Origin of the sequence: Micromonospora pallida, from assembly GCF_900090325.1 — a bacterium.
GTDB lineage: Bacteria > Actinomycetota > Actinomycetes > Mycobacteriales > Micromonosporaceae > Micromonospora > Micromonospora pallida.
The window spans coordinates 988858-1008919 of record NZ_FMHW01000002.1 but is presented as its reverse complement, the minus strand read 5'-3'; the positions used below and the strand labels follow the sequence as shown (position 1 = coordinate 1008919).

9 protein-coding genes and 1 pseudogene are annotated in these 20062 nt (G+C 68.0%); 6 read left to right on the top strand and 4 right to left on the bottom strand.

Annotated features, from left to right (window positions below; all coding sequences use genetic code 11):
• Positions 1-322: 322 nt before the first annotated feature.
• Entirely contained in the window at positions 323-1612 is a 1290-nt protein-coding gene (locus GA0074692_RS04555) for an IS701 family transposase (protein ID WP_141725474.1), read from the top strand.
• A gap of 387 nt (positions 1613-1999) precedes the next feature.
• On the opposite strand, the gene GA0074692_RS04550 is transcribed toward GA0074692_RS04555, so the two are convergent.
• The 4 genes and pseudogenes from GA0074692_RS04550 to GA0074692_RS35235 all read right to left on the bottom strand — a co-directional run bounded on the left by GA0074692_RS04550 (position 2000) and on the right by GA0074692_RS35235 (position 6034).
• Positions 2000-3451, bottom strand: a complete 1452-nt coding sequence (locus GA0074692_RS04550) for an argonaute/piwi family protein (protein WP_141725153.1) — start codon at positions 3449-3451, stop codon at positions 2000-2002.
• Positions 3448-4761 carry a DUF4365 domain-containing protein gene (locus GA0074692_RS04545; protein WP_091639649.1) on the bottom strand — a complete coding sequence of 438 codons (1314 nt, stop codon included), beginning with the start codon at positions 4759-4761 and terminating at the stop codon, positions 3448-3450. The genes GA0074692_RS04550 and GA0074692_RS04545 overlap by 4 nt, the downstream gene beginning before the upstream one ends.
• 336 nt (positions 4762-5097) lie before the next feature.
• A complete protein-coding gene (locus tag GA0074692_RS35240) occupies positions 5098-5337 on the bottom strand; it encodes a hypothetical protein (protein ID WP_218106548.1) in 240 nt (79 codons plus the stop codon).
• Positions 5337-6034: pseudogene (locus GA0074692_RS35235) on the bottom strand (IS701 family transposase). Before GA0074692_RS35235 ends, GA0074692_RS35240 begins: the two are co-directional and overlap by 1 nt.
• 156 nt (positions 6035-6190) lie before the next feature.
• Here GA0074692_RS35235 and drmD point away from each other — a divergent pair.
• Genes drmD through drmC form a run of 5 tightly spaced genes read left to right on the top strand, consistent with a single transcriptional unit; the run spans position 6191 to position 19895 of the window.
• Positions 6191-9370 (top strand): DISARM system SNF2-like helicase DrmD, encoded by a 3180-nt coding sequence (gene drmD, locus GA0074692_RS04535; protein ID WP_342672825.1) that lies wholly within the window; start codon positions 6191-6193, stop codon positions 9368-9370.
• Positions 9370-13434, top strand: coding sequence for an Eco57I restriction-modification methylase domain-containing protein (locus GA0074692_RS04530; RefSeq protein ID WP_091639647.1), 4065 nt, complete (start codon positions 9370-9372; stop codon positions 13432-13434). The genes drmD and GA0074692_RS04530 overlap by 1 nt, the downstream gene beginning before the upstream one ends.
• Positions 13431-17132, top strand: coding sequence for a DISARM system helicase DrmA (gene drmA / locus GA0074692_RS04525; RefSeq protein ID WP_091639644.1), 3702 nt, complete (start codon positions 13431-13433; stop codon positions 17130-17132). The genes GA0074692_RS04530 and drmA overlap by 4 nt, the downstream gene beginning before the upstream one ends.
• Positions 17129-19195 (top strand): DUF1998 domain-containing protein, encoded by a 2067-nt coding sequence (gene drmB, locus GA0074692_RS04520; protein WP_245730152.1) that lies wholly within the window; start codon positions 17129-17131, stop codon positions 19193-19195. The genes drmA and drmB overlap by 4 nt, the downstream gene beginning before the upstream one ends.
• A complete protein-coding gene (gene drmC / locus GA0074692_RS04515; RefSeq protein WP_091639640.1) occupies positions 19185-19895 on the top strand; it encodes a DISARM system phospholipase D-like protein DrmC in 711 nt (236 codons plus the stop codon). The genes drmB and drmC overlap by 11 nt, the downstream gene beginning before the upstream one ends.
• Positions 19896-20062: the final 167 nt, after the last annotated feature.

Genomic DNA, 20062 nt, shown 5'->3' with positions numbered 1-20062 from the left:
CAACCCCAGCCGAGCGGGTCTCTGCGATCAACATGCGTGGCACTGCGGTCCAGGTCCTCCCGGCCCTGGTCCCGACCGCTAGCGAGCGTCTCCCGATGTGTCGGTACCGCCGCTTCTCCCTCGCACGGTTCGTGCAGGTCGGAGATGCTGACGCACGCTCTCTAGAGCGTCCTAGTACGGCAGCCGCCGTTTGAGATGTCGCTGGTCGCGAGGGGTGGACGCGAGGCGGCCACCGCGTGATCGTCTGTACGTTGTGGACATAACTTCAGATCTGGCGGTGGCCGCGTGCCACAGCGTAAACCCTGGTGGGTGGGAGCGGGTTCTGGCCGGGGTGTGCGCCTCGTTCGCGGGCCGGTTCGGGCGGGTCGAGCCGCGTCGGACGGCGGCGGCGTTCGTGGCGGGGCTGCTGTCGGATATCGAGGTCAAGACGTGTTGGCAGTTGGCGGAGCAGGCCGGACATGCCCGGCCGGATGCGATGCAGCGGCTGTTGTATCGGGCGGTGTGGGACGCCGACGCCGTCCGTGACGACCTGCGCCAGGTGATCGTGGGCCGGTTCGGCGCCCCGGACGCGGTCCTGGTCGTTGACGAGACCGGTGATCTGAAGAAGGGCGTTCACTCGGTCGGGGTGCAACGCCAGTACACCGGCACCGCCGGCAGGATCGAGAACGCGCAGGTCGGGGTGTTCCTCGGCTATGCGGGCCGGGACGGGCACACGCTGATCGACCGCAGGGTCTACCTGCCGGTGTCGTGGACCGAGGACCGGGGCCGCTGCCAGGGCGCCGGTGTCCCGGACGAGGTCGGGTTCGCCACGAAGTCCGAGTTGGCCGCCGACATGATCACCGCGGCGGTCGACGCCAGCGTGCCGGTGGCGTGGGCCGCCGCGGACGAGGCCTACGGCAACAGCAGCGTCTTCCGTGCCCACCTGCGCGGACACCGGCTGGGCTACGTCCTGGCCGTGTCCCGCAGCCACCTGGTGCCCCTCGACGGCGGCAAGGTCAAGGTTCGCGCCGACCGGATCGCCGCCGAACTACCCGCCTCAGCGTGGCAGCGCCGCAGCGCAGGGACCGGATCGAAAGGGCCCCGCTACTACGACTGGGCCTGGCTCGATCAGGTCACCACGGACGCCGACCCCGACGACGGCGGCCGGCACAGCCTCCTGATCCGCCGCAACACCTCCACCGGAGAGTTGGCCTTCTACCGGTGCTGGACCCGACACCCGGCCACCCTCGCGCAGCTCGTGCGGGTGGCAGGAATCCGCTGGACCGTCGAAGAGAGCTTCCAGGCCGCCAAGAGTCAGGTCGGTCTGGACCAGCACCAGGTCCGCCGCTGGGACTCCTGGCACCGCTTCACCACACTCGTCCTGGCAGCCCTCGCCGTCCTGGCGATCTGCGCCTCCGACGCCGCCGCCGCACGCGACATCGACAACTCGGGAGACACCGGGCTGATCAAGCTCACCGTCAACGAAGTCCGCCGGCTGATCAACACCTTCATCATCCGCCCGATCAGCGACCTCGCCCACCGTTTGCACTGGTCACGGTGGCGACGCGGGCATCAAGCCCGAGCCCGACGATCCCACTACACCCGACGCCTCAACCTCGAACTCCAGTCATGATCCCGATCGGCGGCTGCCGTACTAGGGCAACACTCGAGCCAGCGAGCCACCGCTACGGCGATTCGACGTGCGATCTCGCAGCATCCATCGTTCCGTAGGTCCGCGGGCGAGCGCTACAGCATCGGGGCCCCTGCCGCAGGCTGACAATCGCGGCGGGGCGTCCACCAGCGGGCTGTCACAGTCGAGCTACCGTGACGGGCATTGCTCGGACGGCCGGACTGCCGACGAGCCCAGCCGCGACCCGCTTCCCCCGATATCGATCGGCGTTACCTCGGCGCCTTGCCGCCGGAACAGGTCGACGAAACTCATCGGCAATGCCTGCGGCACATGGCGCAGGACTCTGAGGATGACGCCGTCAGGCAATTCGGTGTCCCGCACCCTGTAGCTCTACATGTAGTAGGCGTAACGCGTGGCAATTCGAGCGTTGGTCGGAACATGCTTGAGGATGGAGCCGACCCTGTAGGCGGTGCGTAGGGTGAGCGGGTCGCGTTCGTCGAGTTGGGCGTTGTTCCAGTTCATCTTGGATAGGGCGAGTATGTCGGCGCCGGCGGCTAGCAGGTCGGTGCCTGGCGATGCTGACCGGATCAACAGCGGCTGCGGGACGTACATGCCGGGGTAGGTACGGAAGTAGGGCACCGATCCGCGGGTGTAGAGCAGCAGCGTGCGCGCATCCATTTGAACGGTGGTACCCCGCAGGGGTGGAAGTTGCCCGGCGCGGTATAGGTGTGGGGCACCGCGTCGCTGGATCCACAGCATGTCGACGTGGTCGATGTCGCGCTGGTCGGCGGCTTCATGGAAGCCATCAATCTCGCCGGGGGTGAAGTTCGAGGTCTTGTGCACGGCGATGCGCGCGGGCTGGTGGCCGTGGGTGCTGCGGTACTCGGCCAGCGCGTCGAGCAGCAGCCGGCGGGCGTCGGAGAGCGCCAGGTGGGGCTGCCGGTCGCTCTTGGAGATCTGCGCGGTGCCGCCGCGTACGACGACGCCGTCGCCGCGCTCGTTGAATACCTGGGCGACGGCGGTGTGGAGCTCCTGGCCGCTTTGGGTGCGGTAGAAGCTGACGCCGACGTAGCAGGTGGCGAGGTCTGAGCTGTGGCGCTGCATGCGCCAGGGTGTCCCGCCGGCCTTGTAGTACAGGGCCGTGTGTAAGTTCCAGGCCCTGGTGGCTTCGTCCTGCAAGGGCCGGGCGGCCTGCCCGCCGGTCCTGGCCCGGACCCCGGTCCAGGTCTCTCTGCGCATCAGCTGCAGGGGCGCCGGCAGGGTGAGTGCGGTGGCTTTGAGCAGATCATGAAAGTCGCCTCCGGCCTCACGCTCGTCCTGCTCATCCTGGTGTTCGGCTGCGCCTTCGACCGACGGCGGGTGGTTTTCCCTGTCGTTAAGCTCATCCGGACGGGCGCAGATCACTACCCGGCAGCGCCCGGTCTCGGCGAGCGATCGGGCGGCATCAGCGTAGATCTCGACCGCATCGGCGGTTGCGGAGATGACGTCGGCGCGGGCCAGGCGGCGCAGCTGGCGCTCGGGGATCTCGCGGACGAGGGAGTCATCGAAGATGAGCTCGGCGCCGAACTGCGCGTCGCTGCTGAAACCGGGAAAAGGCTGGTGGAGGTTCTCCTGCCCGGGCTTCGTGTCTTTGGCGTCGATTTGATTCTGGCAGCGCTGCAACCAGCTCCGGATGCCATCGATGGCCTGGGCGGGGCCGACCAGGGCGACCGGGATCTGGTGCGGCGCGGCCGGGGAGTCGGCGTCGGCCGGGCCAAAGACGCTGATGCCGTAGCGCGGGTCGATGTGCCGGTTTCCGGTGCGAAACTCCAGCTCCGGCTCGTGAAGCACGTGCGCCCTCATCGTGGCAACTCCCACAGCCCCTTTGTCAGCCCGCTCACGCTCGGCTTCGGGACCGGCTCCTGCGGAATCCAGACCGTCTCGTCGATCGTGGCGTCGCAGTCCAGCTCGAGGAGCTGGCCGAACCGGATGCGCTCGTCTCGGCGGCTGAACAGGGTGTCCTCGCCTTGCAGATAGTCGGCCCAGGCGCGCACGAGCTGGTAGACGGCGTTGTTGCGCTCCATGCGCTTGATCTTCTTGACGTATTCAGAGTCGTACAGAGAATCGCGCCAGCCGTCGATGGTGAAGTGGTAGGTGGGGTTAATCTCCAAGTACCACTGCTCGCCCCAGCGGCGGAAGTACAAGCCGGCGGCGTAGTGACGACAGAAGCTGATCTTCGTTTCGTCGTCCTTCCCGAAATAGGGGGTGAAGAAGCTGCGCCCACGGCTGCCCCGATAGCGGCCCTTAATTCTTCGGTTGGAGCGGTCGGGTGGGGCCTGCATGTAGACGACCTTCTTCTTGAGATGCCAGACCAGCTCAGGGTGGTGCGCCGCTCGCAAGGTGAAGTTCAACAGGGACACGAAGCGGCGCTGCAGGTCGGGATCCTCGGTGCTCGCCCAGGTCTCGGTCGGGATGGAGGTCACCGGGCCGTCGCACAGGATAGCCAGCGGGCCCTCGTCCAGTCGGCACAGTGAGAAGATTCGCCCGGCGGCCAGGTGGAAGCCGCCCTCGAACTTGTTGCCGTTCGAGCGCATCCGCTCCCAGGCGTCGCCCCGGTCACGACATGGCGTCGACGCCTCGTAGATAAGGGGAGCGAACCCTTCGACAGTGAGCAGGTTCGAGACCAACCGCTCGCTGCCCTCTAGCCGCGGAAGTTGCTCCCCCATCGGCACGCCCAGGGCCGACATCTCGCTGAAGGCGTCTGGATCGAACCGATCCGCCGACTTGTCGAACTGGACGACGCGGCGCGCCCTGCGCTCGGGGTCGGCGAACCAGGTGTCCACGCGCTTCCACCACGCCTGCTGGCTGCGAAGGTCCACGCAGATCAGCACGACTGGTCTGCCCAGCCGACACCAGTAGTCGATGTGGTCGGCCTTGCACGGGAACCTGAAATGAGTTGGCGTCCCGCCCGGAAACCCAGCTTCCGTGGCCTTCACCTGGGCTAGAACGGCAACTCCAGTAACTTCCCGATGGGTGTCCACGAACTCGATCTGGCCGTCAATCGCGAAGTCACGCCGGGTGTCGTTCCACACGTGGCCGGCGTCGGAGACGGCCTTGTCGACGAAGGCCTCGCCCCGGTATCCAGCCCGCTGCTGGACGCTACGCTTCGGCATCCGATCACGACCCCAGCGGTAGGGCGGGTGTCTGTGTCGCAGCCCGGCCGGGTCTGATAGGCCGATGCTTTCGTACGCGCTTGTTCCACGCCATGCGCTGATCCTTCGCTGTCAAGGTGTGGCTCGAGTCAGCATAGGCAGGCCCACCGACAACTCCGGCGGGTGCGGCAGCGGACGTGCGCATGCGTCAGACCCACGCCCCTGATCGGGCGCAGAAGTCCGGTTATGTGGCGGTACCAGGCGTCGTGCCGCCGGACCTGGTAGTGGTCCAGGCCGACCTCGGTCTTTGCGCTCTGGGAGCACTCCTCGATCGCCCAGCGGTCCCGGCGACACGGATTAGGGTCTGTCGTCGGTGTCGGCGGGACCGAAGCACAGGTAGTAGGCGCGGTCGTCGGGGTTGCTGATGCTGCGGCGGATCAGCAGCCAGTGCCGGTAGCCATCGGTGCCGGTGTCCGGCAGGGTGGCCGCGGCCCAGTCGTAGAGCCGGGGGCCTCTCGCTCCATCGCCGCAGCTGCGCCGCTTCCACGCCTCGATGGGGGCACCGGAGGCGAGGACGTCGAGCCGGGAGCTACCCATCACGGTGAAGATGCGCTGGCCGCGGGGCACGGCCAGGACGTAGCCGACGCGCTGCTCCTCAGCCAGGTGCGGAACTTCGAGTCCTGGCCGTAGGCCTCGTCGGCGGTGACCCACCGGGCCGGCAGGCCAGCGGCGATGGCGCGGCCGAGCATCCGCAGGCCAAGGGCGGGCTTGGTGGCGAACCCGACCCGGCGCCGATCGCGGCCTCGGCACGGCGGGCGGGGTCGTCGCACCAGCCGCGCGGCAGGTACAACTCCCGGTCGACCAGGGTGCGACCTGCCGGGGTGGCGTAGGCGAGGAACACCCCGAGCTGGCAGTTCTCCGTCCGCCCGGCCGTGCCGGAGTACTGACGTTGCACCCCGGCCGACTTGATGCCCTTCTTCAGGAAGCCGGTCTCGTCGACGATCAGCACTCCGTCGTCGTGGCCGAGATGCTCGGCCACGTAGGCGAACAGGTCTTCGCGGACCGCGTCGGGATCCCACAGTGAACGGTTGAGCAGCCGCTGCATCCGGTCCGGCGTCGCGTCACCGGCTGCCTCAGCGAGAGTCCAGCCGTTCTTCGCCGCCAACGGCGACAACAACCCGACCAGGTAGCTGAGCGCCTTCCGGCGGGGCTCCGCACGAACAAACCGGTACGCGATGCGCGCCAGCAGGTCGTCCAGACCCGCCCACCACCCGATGGTCTCATCGACCAACACAAGCGCAAAGCCTGCCCGGCCTATGCAAGACGTAGCATCCGAATCCTATGTGTTCGGAAGAGGTCGTTCCATGCAAACAGGACGTTCTTCCCGATCTACGCGCATCGCGCTCAGAGCAACCGCGAGAACCTTGCGGTTATCCACTATGGTCTTCGAGTGCGCGTGACCTCCCCACTTGCCCATGCAGTCTCATTGCCAGCAGCCGACATCGTGCGCTCGGTTCCTGAGCCAGGCCAAGTAGTCGAGGTGCGCGGGTCGACCTGGGCGGTGGCGCAGATCAGGCAGCAGGGTCTGCCGCGGAGCCCGGCGGACGAAGCCGTGGCTTCGCTGAACCACGCTGTGACCCTTCAGGCGCTTGACGAGGACCGGCTGGGTGAGGAGTTGACGGTCGTGTGGGAGCTGGAGGTCGGCCACACCGTCACGCCCGCTCAGGGATTACCAACGCAGGTCAACCCGGACGCCTTCGATGACCCGAACACCCTGGCTGGTTTCGTCGATGCGATGAAGTGGGGCGCGGTAACCTCGGCCGACGATCGAAGCCTGCAGGCGCCCTTCCACAGTGGTGTGACAGTGGAGGCGTATCAGCTGGAGCCGTTGCGGCGAGCGCTGTCCTCGCCCCGGACGAACCTGCTGCTGGCCGACGACGTGGGTTTGGGTAAGACCATCGAGGCCGGTTTGGTGGTGCAGGAGCTGTTACTGCGGCACCGGGCGCGGACCGCGATCGTGGTATGCCCGCCGAGCCTGGCGCTGAAGTGGCAGGACGAGATGCGAGACAAGTTCGGTCTCGACTTTACGATCATCAACAGCGAGATGATGCGGGAAGTACGGCGGCGCTACGGGTTGCACGCAAACCCGTTCCAGCTGTATCCGCGTGTGATCGTCAGTATGGCGTGGCTGCCGCAGGTGCGCGCCCAGCGGATGCTGCGTGACGTGTACGCACAGGCGTCGAGCACAAAGACCGCCCGGCGGTACGCGTTTGACATCCTAATCGTGGACGAGGCGCATCACGTCGCGCCGGCCAGCCCGTCGGCGATCGGGGGTGGGCGCGGCTACGCCGTCGACACGCAGCGCACGATCGCCGTGCGGGAGCTGGCGGACAAGTGCGAGCACCGCTTGTTCCTCAGCGCCACCCCGCACAACGGGCATCCGGAGTCATTCACGGCGCTGTTGGAGATGATCGATTCGCGCCGGTTCAGCCGTGGTGCGCTGCTGGACGAGCGGGCGTTGCGCGAAGTGACGGTTCGGCGGTTGAAGTCGGACCTGCCGGAGAAGGGTTTCCGCCCTCGGGAGCTGCGGATCATCCCGTTCACACCGCGCGCCGACGAGCAGGAGATGTTCGCTCTGCTGGATCGGATTCTCACCGAGAGTGCGAAGACGAACGGGACCGGCGAGTCCGGTGACATCACCGCGATGCTTTTCAAGAAGCGGTTCTTGTCGAGCCCGTGGGCGTTCGGCATGACTTTGCAGTCGTACCTCGCCGCGCGGTCGGTGGGCCAGGCGCCGACGGACTGGGACTACGACGACATCCTCGGTGAGGGGCAGGCCGACGAGGAGGAGGGGCTGTGGGAGCAGGACGAGGCGACTGCCCTGCGGCACAGCAAGGCCACCGATCCGCTGGTCGCCGCCGCGCCAGGCGAGTTGCAGCGGCTGGCCGAGTGGGGGCTGAGCTTCGAAAGTCGACCCGATTCCCGTCTCGATGAGCTGATCATGGCCTTGGACGCGATCTGCCGGCCGGGCGGGTTCTGGTCCAACGAGCGCGTCGTGGTGTTCACCGAGTACGCCCACACCTTGGAGTGGGTGCACCGGGTGTTGGTGCAGCAGGGCTACGGCGAGGTGTTGAAGGTCATCCAGGGGCAGACGCCGACCGATGAGCGGGAGCTGATTCGCGAGCACTTCACCACCGAGCCGTCGGCGAGAAACCCCGTGCGGGTGCTGCTGGCCACCGACGCAGCCGGTGAGGGCATCGACCTGCAGGACCACTGCTACCGGTTGATCAACCTGGACATCCCGTTCAACCCGTCACGGTTGGAGCAGCGCATCGGTCGGATCGATCGGTACGGGCAGCAGCAGACCCCGCTGGTGTTCCAGTTCTCCCCTGACCGTTCGGCGACGTTGTACGCCGCGGACATGGAGTTCATGGGCCGGATCGCCCGCAAGGTGGTAACGGTCGCGCGTGACCTCGGGTCGGTCAACCAGGTCATCGCTGACGAGATTCAGGAGCACTTCGCCCGTTCCACCGGGGGGCGGCGTAAGAAGGCCGCGCTCGACGGCAACGCCGTAATCAACAAGGCGTTGGCCGGTGGGCTGGACCTGAACAGCCGGTTGACCCAGTTGGAGAAGGGCTACGCCGACAGTCGGGCGGAGCTGCACCTGGAGCCGGAGAATCTACGGCGGGTGGTCGACACTGCGCTGCGGATCAGCCACCAGCCGCCCTTGGTGGTGGCCGGCGACGACCGGACCGACGCAGCCGTGTTCACCGTGCCGCCGCTCGGCCCGGCCTGGCAGTCAACGTTGAAGGGCCTGGACACCCGCTCCGAGCCGGGCGTGTTGCGGCCGATCACGTTCGACGACAAAGCCGCGGCCGGTCGCAAGGACCTGGTCTACGTCCACCTAGGCCATCCGCTGGTGAAGAAGGCCCAGCGGCTGCTACGCCGTTCGCTGTGGAGCGCGGACGCGCCGTTGCACCGGGTCACGGCAGTCGTGGTGGATAGGCTGGAGGAGTCCTTCGTCGCGGCCGTCACCCGGATGGTGTTGGTCGGCCGGGGCGGGCTACGCCTGCACGAGGAAATCTTCCTCGCCGGCGTACGCCTGCGGGGCCGCCGGACCATCGCCGAGGAACGCGCCGAGCAACTGCTCGACCAAGCCCTCGACACCGGCAGGCTGACACTGGCCGCTGCGGACGTCCGCGTCGACCTGGCCAGGCAGTGGAACGAGCCGGAGTCCCCGCTGCGGTCCCGGCTACTCGACTCGATGACACGCCGCGCCGAGTCCCGCCACCAACGAGTCAGCGACCAGCTCGCCAAACGCGAGGAGGCCGACGTCACCCGGGCGCGGGAGATCTTCGCCGCGTTCCGCCGCAACCTAGACGAATCGCTGGACCAGCTCACCAGCGCCGAGCTGCAGGACCAACTGGCTCTCTTCCCCGATGAACAGCAACGGCAGCGCCGCCGCGACATCGACACGATGCGCCGCCGCCGGGACGAGCTCGGCGATGAGGAGCAGCGGGAGATCGCGGCGATCATCGAGCGGTATCGCGACGTCAAGCCACACACCACCGCCGCGGCGGTGGTGTTCGCGCTCACCCCGGCCGACGCCCGGCGAGGAGGTTCACGCTGATGCGGACCGCCCGCACCTTCCGTCCGAAGACGGCCGCCGAGCTGCACCGGGCGTGGCTGGAACTGGTCGAGACCGACGGCCCGTTCCTGGCGATCCCGCCGCTGAAGCGTGTGTGGCCGCAGGGCATGCCCGTCCTGGGCCCCGAACGCCTCGACGTCCTTCGCGAGGCCAGGCCGGCGTTCGACCACGCCTGGGAGGCCCTCGACATCGACCCGGGCGACGAGATCGTCCAGGCCAAGTACGCCGAGGTCCGCGATGTCTGGGTGCAGACCGTCCTGCGGGACGTCGTCGGTTGGCGTACCTCGCTGGCCTGGGGTCCCGACTGCGCGCCCGGGGTGAATGCGCACTCGCCCGATCGGCGGATCTCCGTCACCCCGCAGGCCGTACTGCACGGGCCGGACGGCATCGGCGCGTTGGTGGGCGTGGTCGACAAGTGCGACAGCCTGCACGCCACCGGCACCGACGGCTGGGCCGCCACCGCTATCGACCGGATGGAAGCGATGCTGCGCGGCGCCGGCATCGCGATCGGCATCGTCACCGACGGCCGCTGGTGGGCGTTGGTCTGCGCCCGGCCAGACGCGATGGTCGCCTCCGGCATCGTCGACGCCCAGACCTGGGTCGAGGAACCGCTGACCCGCAACGCCTTCCTCACCGTCGTCGCTCGGCAGTACATCATCGGCGGTGACCCTAACGAGCGGCTCCCGAAGCTGTTCGAGGAGTCCGTCGCCGCCGCCGAGGAGATCACCGAAGCTCTCGGTGCCCAGGTCCGCCGCGCCGTCGAGCTGCTGATCCAGGCGTTCGCCGAGACCGCCGCCGACCATCACAGGCGCGGCCTACGCGATCCGCTCCCGGACGACCCGCACGACACCTACTCCGCGGCCGTCACGGTCATGATGCGCGTCGTCTTCCTGCTCTTCGCTGAGGAGCGCGGGCTGCTGCCGCAGAGCGAGCTCTTCCTGCAGGGGTACGGCATCAGCGGTGAACTCGACGACCTGGAACAGCGCCGGCTGCGCGACGGCGAGGAATCGCTGGACAGCACCTATCTGACCTGGCACCGGCTGCTCGCCACCAGCCAGGCCCTCTACCGGGGCGCTTCGTTCGAGAACATGCGAATGCCCGCGTACGGCGGGTCGCTGTTCGACCCGGACCAGTACCCGTGCCTGATCGCCGCGAACGACAACGGCACCCTCGCCATGCCCGTCTCCGACCGGGTCATGCTGCACGTCCTGCGCTCGGTGCAGGTCGCCCAGCTCAAGGGCGGCGACGCCCGCCGGATCTCGTTCCGTGACGTCGACGTGGAACAGATCGGCTACATCTACGAAGGGCTGCTCGGCTACTCCTGCACCCGGGTCACCGGCGACACTCATGTCGGCATCGTCGGTGCCACCGGGGCCGAGCCGGAGATCCCGCTGACCGTGCTGAAGCAGCTCGCCGACGCCAATGCGACTCCGGCGAAACTGGCCACCGCGATCATCGCCTGGCTCAAGGAAAACCAGCCTGCTGCCACCCCGCCGGGCGCGAACGCCTTAGCAAAGCGGCTCTCGGCCCCGCCCGGCGACGACGCCGACCGCATGCTGCGCGCGGTAACCGATGACGACGACCTGCGCGCACGCCTGCTCCCCTGGGCCACCATCACCCGGCCCGACCTGCGCGACCGCCCCACCGTCGTCCTGGACGGCGGCCTGGTGGTCACCGAGACGCCGTCACGGCGCAACGCCGGCGCCCACTACACCCCGAAAGACCTTGCCGAGGAAGTCGTCAAGCACGCCCTCGAACCGCTCTGCTACTCCCCCGGCCCGCACCAGGTCCCCGAGAGCAGCGGCGCGTGGAAACTGCGCGGCTCGGACGAGATCCTCAACCTCAAGGTGGCCGACATCGCCGCCGGCTCCGGCGCATTCCTGGTCGCCGCCGCCCGCTACCTCGCCGCCCGCCTCGTCGAGGCATGGATCGGCGAGGACCCCGCCAACGCCCACCGGGACGACCTCGGCCAACACGCGATCCGTGAAGTCGTCGCCCGCTGCCTGTATGGCGCCGACATCAACGCGATGGCTGTGGAGATGTGCAAGCTGTCGCTCTGGCTGGTCTCACTCGACCGCGACCTGCCGTTCTCGTTCGTCGACGACAAGATCCTGCACGGGAACTCCCTGCTCGGCCTCACCGACCTACGCCAGCTCCGCACCCTGCACATCGAGGCGCCCACCCACCAACAGGCCAGACTGACGGCCCAGGACGTGGACAGCACCATCCGGCGGGCCGTCGATATCCGCCGCGACCTCGCCAGCGAGGTACGCGAACATGACCCCATGCGCAGCGCCACCGCCAAGCGCCGCCAGCTCAACCAGACTCGCAAGATCACCGCCGACCTACGCGCCGCAGCCGACGGGGTGATCGCCGCCGGCCTCCGCCTCGGTGGCAAACCCGGCAAGGCCTTGGACGAAGCGTACGAGAACCTGGCCGAGGCGGTGACCGCCGCGATGCCGGCCGACGTCACGGCGGCCAAACGCAAGTTCCTTGACTCGATCCTGGAGGAGGGGCTGACCCCGACCGTCGCGACGGATTACGAACGCTGGCAGCCTCTGCACTGGGTGCTCGAAGTCCCCGACGTGATGGTCGATCATGGCGGCTTCGACGCCATCATCGGCAACCCACCGTTCCTCGGCGGCAAAAAGCTCACCGGTGCAATGGGCACCAACATCCGGGACTGGCTGGTCCACCAGTTGGCAAATGGGGCGCGTGGCCACGCCGACCTCGTCGCGTACTTTCTTCTGCGCGCGCTCGTGCTACTGCGGCCGTCCGGGACAATCGGCCTGATCGCCACCAACACCATCGCTCAGGGCGACACCCGCGAGGTCGGCCTCGACCAGGTCGTCACGGCCGGGTTCGCCATCACTCGGGCCGTGCGGAGCGCCACGTGGCCGTCGGCCAGCGCCAACCTGGAGTACGCGGCGGTCTGGGGCAGCCTCGGCCCCGTCGCCGATGCCGCCGATCGGGTCGCGGACGGGGTGGTCGTGCCGCGCATCTCCACGCTGCTCGAACCGGCCGGGCAGGTTGACGGCACTCCGGCCCAGCTGACCGAGAACGAGAACATGGCGTACATCGGCTGCTACGTGCTCGGCAAGGGCTTCGTCCTGGAGCCCGAGGAAGCCCGGGTGTGGCTCGCCGAGGATGAGCGCAATGGTGAGGTGCTGTTCCTCTACCTCAACGGCGAAGATGTCAACTCCCGGCCGGACTGCTCAGCCTCCCGCTGGGTGATCGACTTCAATGACCGCTGCCAGGTTTGCGCCGCTCGGCACAGTAGCCCGTTCCGACATGTCGAGCAGCTCGTCAAACCCGAGCGGGCGAAAGCCGCTAAGGCCGTCGCCGAAGCAAACTGGTGGCAGTTCTTCCGGACGCGCCCGGCGCTGCGCAGCGCGATCGCCGGGCTGGATGAGGTGTTGGTGATCACGCGGGTCAGCAAGTCGGTGATGCCGGTGCGGGTACCGACCAGGCAGGTCTTCAGCGACAGTCTTGCGGCTTTCGCGACCGACTCGTTCGTAGATCAGGCGGTGTTGTCGTCGAGTCTGCATCAGATGTGGGCGATCAAGTACGGCTCGGGGATGCGCAACGACCCGCGATACACGCCGTCGGACGTGTTCGAGACGTTTCCACGGCCGGAACCGACGACTCGGCTGGACGAAGTAGGCCGCATGCTGGACCTCGAACGGCGCGAGATCATGCTGCGGCGCGGGCTGGGGCTGACCAAGCTGTACAACCTGGTCAACGACCCAGGGGTCGCTTACGGCGACGACGCGGACGTGGCCCGGTTGCGGCGGATTCACGTCGAGGTGGACGAGGCGGTGATGGCGGCGTACGACTGGTCGGAGATGCCGCTGGAGCATGGCTTCCACACGTACCGTCAGATGACGCGGTGGACGGTGAGCCCGGTGGCGCGGGTGGAAATCTTGGACCGGTTGCTCGCGGAGAATCTTCGCCGCGCGGCGGCGCAGCAGCCAAAGGCTGCAAAGAAGGCCGCTGCCCGCCAGCGAAAGCCGGCGGTCCACGAGGGCCAGGAGGCGCTGCTATGACTGACTCGGCGGCGGGTTTCCAGCTCGTACATGAGCCGGATGGCACCTCGTACACGGTTCGGGAGAACCTGGTCGACATCCTGGAGCGTGAGCTGCTCGGGCCATCGGGTGGTCCGGAGGAGCTGTTGGCGGTGAGCCCGCGTCAGCTGTACCTGGTAGGGCACATCGCGCCGGTGAAGCTGACCGAGCCCGATGCTGATCCGGCCGGCTCTGAGGACGGGTATGGCCTGGTAGGCATCCGATCGGATGCGGCGGGTGTTCATGCCCAGCGTGGGATTCCGGCCGAGTCCGCCGACGGCACCGACGTCGAGGGTGAGGAGGACGACGCCGACGACAAGGCTCCGCGGCAGGGGCTGATGATTCCGTCGTCGATGGGGTTGCGGTTCCAGGTGCCGAACGATCTGGCCGAGTTCACGGTCACCGCGTCGTGGGGCACCTACGAGAGTGTGAAGACCGGTGAGGTCGACAAGCGGGGCCGGGCGGTGCGGCGGTATCGGCGCACGCCGGTTGGGATCGTCGAGAAGATCGCGGTGGCCGAGCTGACGTCGGGCCGGACGTACACGCGGGTGCTGACCGGGCAGATCTGCCTGCGGATTGACGCCTACGACGACGCGCGTTTCGGCCGGCGGTTGATCGAGATCGCGCTGGTCAATGACCGGGAGACGCCGCCGACGATCCCGGTGCACGAGTGGCTGTTCCAGACGAAGCTGCACATCGACGCGGGCGGTGCGGCGGTGTTCCTGCCGGTGCGCGATGTCATGGAGCAGGAGTGGCCGGAGCACGACGACGAAATGCGCCGGTTGCACTTGCAGTACCGCAACCGGCTGGAGTTCGCGGTCGGGCGAACCTGCTCGGTGAACTGGCGGGCGGAGCCGGGGGCACGGCGGGCGACGGCGGTGTGGACGACATGGCTGCCGGTCGCGGAGACTCCGCAGACGCAGGCACGGTCGGTCACGGGCGCGATGCTGTCCATGGACGCACTGGCCAAGGCCAGCCCTGAACAGGTTTGTGATGGGCTCGCCCCGCTGGTGAACGGGTACCGGACCTGGCTCGACGGTGAGGCTGCGAAGGCGGCGCAGCTTCCTGAACATCTGCGGGACCTGGCCGAGGAGGTCGTGGACGAGGCACGCGCGGCACAGCAGCGGCTGGCGGACGGGCTGGCGCACGTGGTGGCTGATCCGGAGGCGTTCGCGTGCTTCCGGTTCATGAACGAGGTCATGCGGGACCAGCGGGTCCACTCCCGGATCGGGGCATTGCGTAGCTCCGACCCGAGCCTGTCGTTCGACAGTGCCCGCGGCCAGATTGAGGCCGACGAGCGCGAGAAGCCGTCGTCGTGGCGGCCGTTCCAGCTGGCGTTCATCCTCATGCAGTTGCCCGCGCTGACTGACCCAACGGCGCCTGCGCGCAGCGGTGAGCTGTCACGGGTGGAGTTGTTGTTCTTCCCGACCGGTGGTGGCAAGACCGAGGCGTATCTAGGTCTGGCGGCGTACACGTTCGCAATCCGGCGGCGGCAGCAGGTGGTGGCGTCGTCGGATGGGCCGTTGGACGGGCGTGACGGGGTGGCCGTGTTGATGCGGTACACGTTGCGCCTGCTCACCGCGCAGCAGTTCCAGCGGGCCACCACGCTCGTGTGCGCCGCGGAACTGATCCGCCGCCGAGACGAGGCAACCTGGGGTAGCAAGCCGTTCCGGATCGGGCTGTGGGTCGGCACCGACGTAAGCCCGAAGCGTTGGGAGGAGGCGAACGAGCAGCTACTCAAGGCCAACGCGTACGGCGGGCACCGTTTGACGGTTTTGCAGGTGCAGCGGTGCCCGTGGTGCGGCAGCCCGATCGGCGCGGCGAACGTGAAGCCGGTCAAGATGAGCCGGCGGGTGCTGGTCTTCTGCGGCGACGACATGGGGCAGTGCCCGTTCGCCCAGGGCGGTCAGGTGGGTGAGGGCCTGCCGATGCTGACGGTGGACGAGGAGATCTACCGGATGCCGCCGGCATTCGTGATCGCGACGGTCGACAAGTTCGCCCGTCTGGCCCGCGAGGGTGAGGCGGCGGCGCTGTTCGGCTACGTCGGCAGGTACTGCGGCCGGCACGGCTACGTGCACCCCGACTATGACGGCTGCAGCGTCACCACCAGACATCAAGCCGAACCGGGCCTTCCTGCCGCGACCGTACGCCCGGTCGGACGTCTACGGCCGCCGGATTTGATCATTCAGGACGAGCTGCACCTGATCACCGGGGCGCTGGGAACCGCCGTGGGGCTGTTCGAGGTGGTCGTAGAGACCCTCGCCTCGTGGCAGACCGCAGACGGCAACCCGGTCCGGCCGATGATCGTGGCGTCGACGGCCACCGTGCGCCGCGCCGACGACCAGGTGCGAGGGCTGTACGGGCGCGGCGTTCAGATTTTCCCGCCGCAGGTGTTGGACGTGGCGGACACATACTTCTCGCAGGAGCTGCCGATCGGGCCGGCCACTCCAGGTCGACGCTACATCGGGGTGAGCGCGCAGGGGGTGCGGCTGTCGAGCGCGGAGATCCGGGTCGCCGAGGTACTGCTGCTTGCCGGGCAGTTACTGTTCGACTGCAGTGGGTCCGCCGCCGATCCATACATGACGTTGGTGGGCTACTTCAACGCGACCCGGGAACTGGCCGGTATGGCCCGCTATGTGGCCGACGACGTGCAGAACCGGGTCCGGCAACCCCGCCCCGGATCGGGTTTCCCACGGCGGCTCGGCTCGTACGGACGGCTGGTCACTGGCGAACTGACCTCCCGCATCGCCTCGGTCGACATCGGACGCACGCTAGACAACCTGGCCCTGGAATTCGACCCGGATTACGCCACGACCGCAGCGATGCGGCAGCGGCTCGAACAGCAGGAGGCTGGCGGGCGGATGGAGCGATCCAAGGCCGACCCGTTCGACGTGGTGCTGGCCACCTCGATGCTGCAGGTCGGCGTCGACGTGCAGCGACTCGGACTGATGTTGGTGGTCGGGCAGCCGAAGAACACCGCCGAGTACATCCAGGCGTCCTCGCGGGTGGGCCGCGACGTGGGCCGTCCGGGTGAGGATTGCGGCCGACCCGGGCTGGTCGTGGCGCTCGGGAACTGGGCGCGGCCCCGCGACCTGGCCCACTACGAGCAGTTCCGGCACTACCACGAGACGTTTTACGCACAGGTGGAGGCGCTGTCGGTCACCCCGTTCTCGCCGACCGCGCTGGACCGGGGCATCGACGGGGTGCTGGTCAGCGCGGCGCGGGTGCTGCAGGCGCACCGCGACGACGGGCTGTCGCCGGAGCGGGCCGCGTGGCGGGTCCGTGACGAACAGGACGCTCTCGCCGCCCTGGTCGATCGGCTCTACGCCCGAATCCGGCCGGCTGCTCAGCTGGACGACCTGATGGCACAGGCGCACCAGCGGCTGATCAACCGGCTGGACCAGTGGAACGCTCGGGGAAAGTACGCCGGAAAGCTCAGCAAGACCCTGGTGTACGAGCGCACCGGCGACAACGACAGCTATCTGCCGTTGCTGATCAGCCCGGAGAATGCGAAGGCCCACCAGGGCCTGCCGGACCGTGCGCCGTTCGTCGTCGCGCACTCGATGCGGGAGGTCCAGCCGGAGATCAACCTGCTGGTCAGCCCCATACCCGAGCGGCTGTTCGTCGTCGAACCCGACGACGCGCCGGCGTGGGAGTTGCCCGAAGGAGAAGACGAGTGACGGACGACGACGCGACTCAGATGATTTTCGAGTCGGCGCAGCCGTTGGACCCACTCGCCGATAGCGAGCAGTCGAACGTCAAGAACCGGGCCAAGGTCGGCTCCGCCCGCCCGTCGTCGTTGCTCTACACCTACGGTGTCGGCTCGATCATGGACCTGCCGCAGTTCTCGATCATGCCGGCTGGCCTCGACGACTGGGAGCCGATCTGGCGACGACGGCCCACCGTGCCGACGATCGAGGAACCACGGCTGCTCAAGGTGGTCCAGCTTCACCTCGGGTCCCGCGTGCAGCAACTGCGGCCGTTCCCGTGGCAGCCGAAGGCCCGCGCGATGTCACAGGAGGGCTCCGACCTCGGCATCCCGGCCCGGGTGTTCCCGCAGTGGCTGCGCTGCACCGGCTGCGACTACCTCGGGCCGCTGTCGCGGTTCAGCTACACCAACACCCACCCGTTCCGGCCCGACCTGGCGACCTTCGAACACGCAAGTTGTCCCGGCCGTACGTTCGCGGGGGCGGCGAAGGGAAAGGCCAAGGATCCCGCGAAGGGACAAGCTAGGCGCAGCCCGGCGGTGCCCGCCCGTTACCTGCTCGCCTGCGCCAACGGCCACCTCGACGAGTTCCCGTACGCGCTGTGGGTGCACCGCGGCAGAACCTGCCCCGCCGCCCCGCACCCGGACCTGAAACTGCGCGACAGCAACATCGGTCAGGGAGCCGGCGCGGTCATCACCTGCGAACGTTGCCAACAGCGGCGCGGCATGGGCGAGGCTCAGGGCGAGGCCGGCAAGCGGAAGCTGCCGACCTGCCGGGGCCGGCACCCGCACCTGAACGCCTTCGACCCTAAGTGCGGGCTGGACACCTCGCTGATGATGATGGGCGCGTCCAACCTCTGGTTCGCCTCGACCCAGTCGATCATCGTCATGCCCCGCAGCGAGGAGCAGAAGCAGACCGCGCTCGCCACGAACCTACGCACGTACCTGACTCCGGAGGAACTGGCCGACTACGCGGCCCTGCCGAAGATGCTTCGTTCGCTGCTCGCCGCGCACAAGTGCGACATCGCCGGAGTCACCGACGAGCAGCTGACCGCAGCGGTGGCCGAGGCACTCGCCCCACCACCGTCGGAGGAGGAACGCCGGGAGAGGCTGCGCGACTGGGACCCGGTCGAGCTGCTTGTGCCGGAGTGGAACTACTTGCAAAACCCGAGCTTGTTCGCGCAGCAGCAGGACGCCAGCGGGCTGATGGTCACCGAGATGCCCACCGCCGCCGAGCTGCCGAAGCAGGTGCACCGGGTCATCGCCGTGAACCGGATGAAGAAGGTCAACGCGGTGATCGGCTTTACCCGCATCGACGAGATGGACCGGGTCAACGACCTCGCGAGCCGGCTCGTCAAGCTCACCCGGGACGGCCGCCCCACCTGGGTCCCAGCCACCGAGGACCGCGGCGAGGGCGTCTTCCTGCAACTCGACGAAAACGCCGTCTCTGCCTGGGAAGCGCAGATCCTGCCCACCGCGCTGTGGCGGGCGCACCGCGGAGCCCATAGGCACAACTTCTCTCGACGCTTCTCTGCCACCGCCGCGCAGATCAACCCCGACACCCGGTTTCCCGCACCCCGCTACTGGCTGATCCACACCCTCGCGCACATCCTCATCCGCCAGATGGCGATGTCCTGCGGCTACGGCGCCGCCAGCCTCAGCGAACGCCTCTACGCCTGGCCCGCCACCCCCGACCGCCCCGCTGCCGCCGGACTTCTCATCTGCACCACCGCCTCCGACAGCGAGGGCACCCTCGGCGGTCTCGTCGCCCTCAGCCAACCGGAACGACTCCACGGGCTCCTCCTCGACGCGCTCCGCAGAGCAGGCCGCTGCTCGTCCGACCCCGTCTGCGGCCAACGCACACCACGGCACGGCGAGGACTTCCTACATGGTGCGGCCTGCCACTGCTGCTGCTTCGCCTCGGAAACCTCCTGCGAACGCGCCAACCGATTCCTCGACCGACGGTTCCTGCTCACCCTGCCAAGCATCGACGACGAACGGGTCCCCGGCTTCTTCGGCACCATCGATGTCTACTGACCCCCACACCGAGCTCGGCGCCTTCCTGACCGCCTACGAAGCACAACGACTCGCCACCGTGCTACAAGCCGGCGGCACCACCGGCCAAGCACTGAAAGAGGTACACGCCGCCCGCCGCAGCGAGGTCAAACGCCTGCTCACCGCAGCCAAAGTCGGCGTGGAGCACCGGGACAACTCGGTCGCCGTGCTCCGAGCCATCGCCGGTGCACGAGCGGTCCGGACCGCCATCACCCCTGTCTGGACCATGCCCGGCGTCGAGGCCACCACCGGCCGCCTCACCAGCGAAGCCCAACGCATCATCGACGACGCACGCATGTCGATCGTCTGCTCAAGCTTCAACTTCACCCCGCACTCAGGGATGTGGCCCGCCCTGAAGAACGCCGCAGCACGCCCCGGCCTGAGCGTCACGGTGTACCTCGACGCCCACGCCGGCTCCCCGGCCGCCGTCGCGGCACACCTGCCTAAGGCGACCGTATTCCGGACGCTCACCCCACCCGGAGGCCGCCATCCGCTAGTCAGCCATGCCAAGTTCATCGTCGTCGACCGCGCGGTCATATTGCTGACCAGCGCAAACTTCTCCTACAGCGCCGAGACCAACAACATCGAACTGGGGCTGCTGGCACACGACACCAACCTCGCCACATCGATCGAGACCCTCATGCGGAGCAAACACGGCATCCTCTATGAACAAGTCAGATGACGAGCCGAAGCGCACCAATCTGCCTGTTTTGGCATATTCGGCGCGCGGATGGCGGCCGGGCCTGGGTGACCGCGATCCGCCTGCCAGCCCACGCCCCCGACCTCAATTGCCCGCCACTGTGGTGCATTAGTTAAAACCGGTCGTCAACAGCACATCGCAATCAGTCC

Bases quoted from the DNA above. Each gene is read 5' to 3' on its own strand.
- GA0074692_RS04545 (WP_091639649.1), bottom strand. From the start codon at position 4,761: ATGCCGAAGCGTAGCGTCCAGCAGCGGGCTGGATACCGGGGCGAGGCC.
- GA0074692_RS35240 (WP_218106548.1), bottom strand. From the start codon at position 5,337: ATGGGTAGCTCCCGGCTCGACGTCCTCGCCTCCGGTGCCCCCATCGAG.
- GA0074692_RS04550 (WP_141725153.1), bottom strand. From the start codon at position 3,451: ATGAGGGCGCACGTGCTTCACGAGCCGGAGCTGGAGTTTCGCACCGGA.
- GA0074692_RS04530 (WP_091639647.1), top strand. From the start codon at position 9,370: ATGCGGACCGCCCGCACCTTCCGTCCGAAGACGGCCGCCGAGCTGCAC.
- drmC (WP_091639640.1), top strand. From the start codon at position 19,185: ATGTCTACTGACCCCCACACCGAGCTCGGCGCCTTCCTGACCGCCTAC.
- drmA (WP_091639644.1), top strand. From the start codon at position 13,431: ATGACTGACTCGGCGGCGGGTTTCCAGCTCGTACATGAGCCGGATGGC.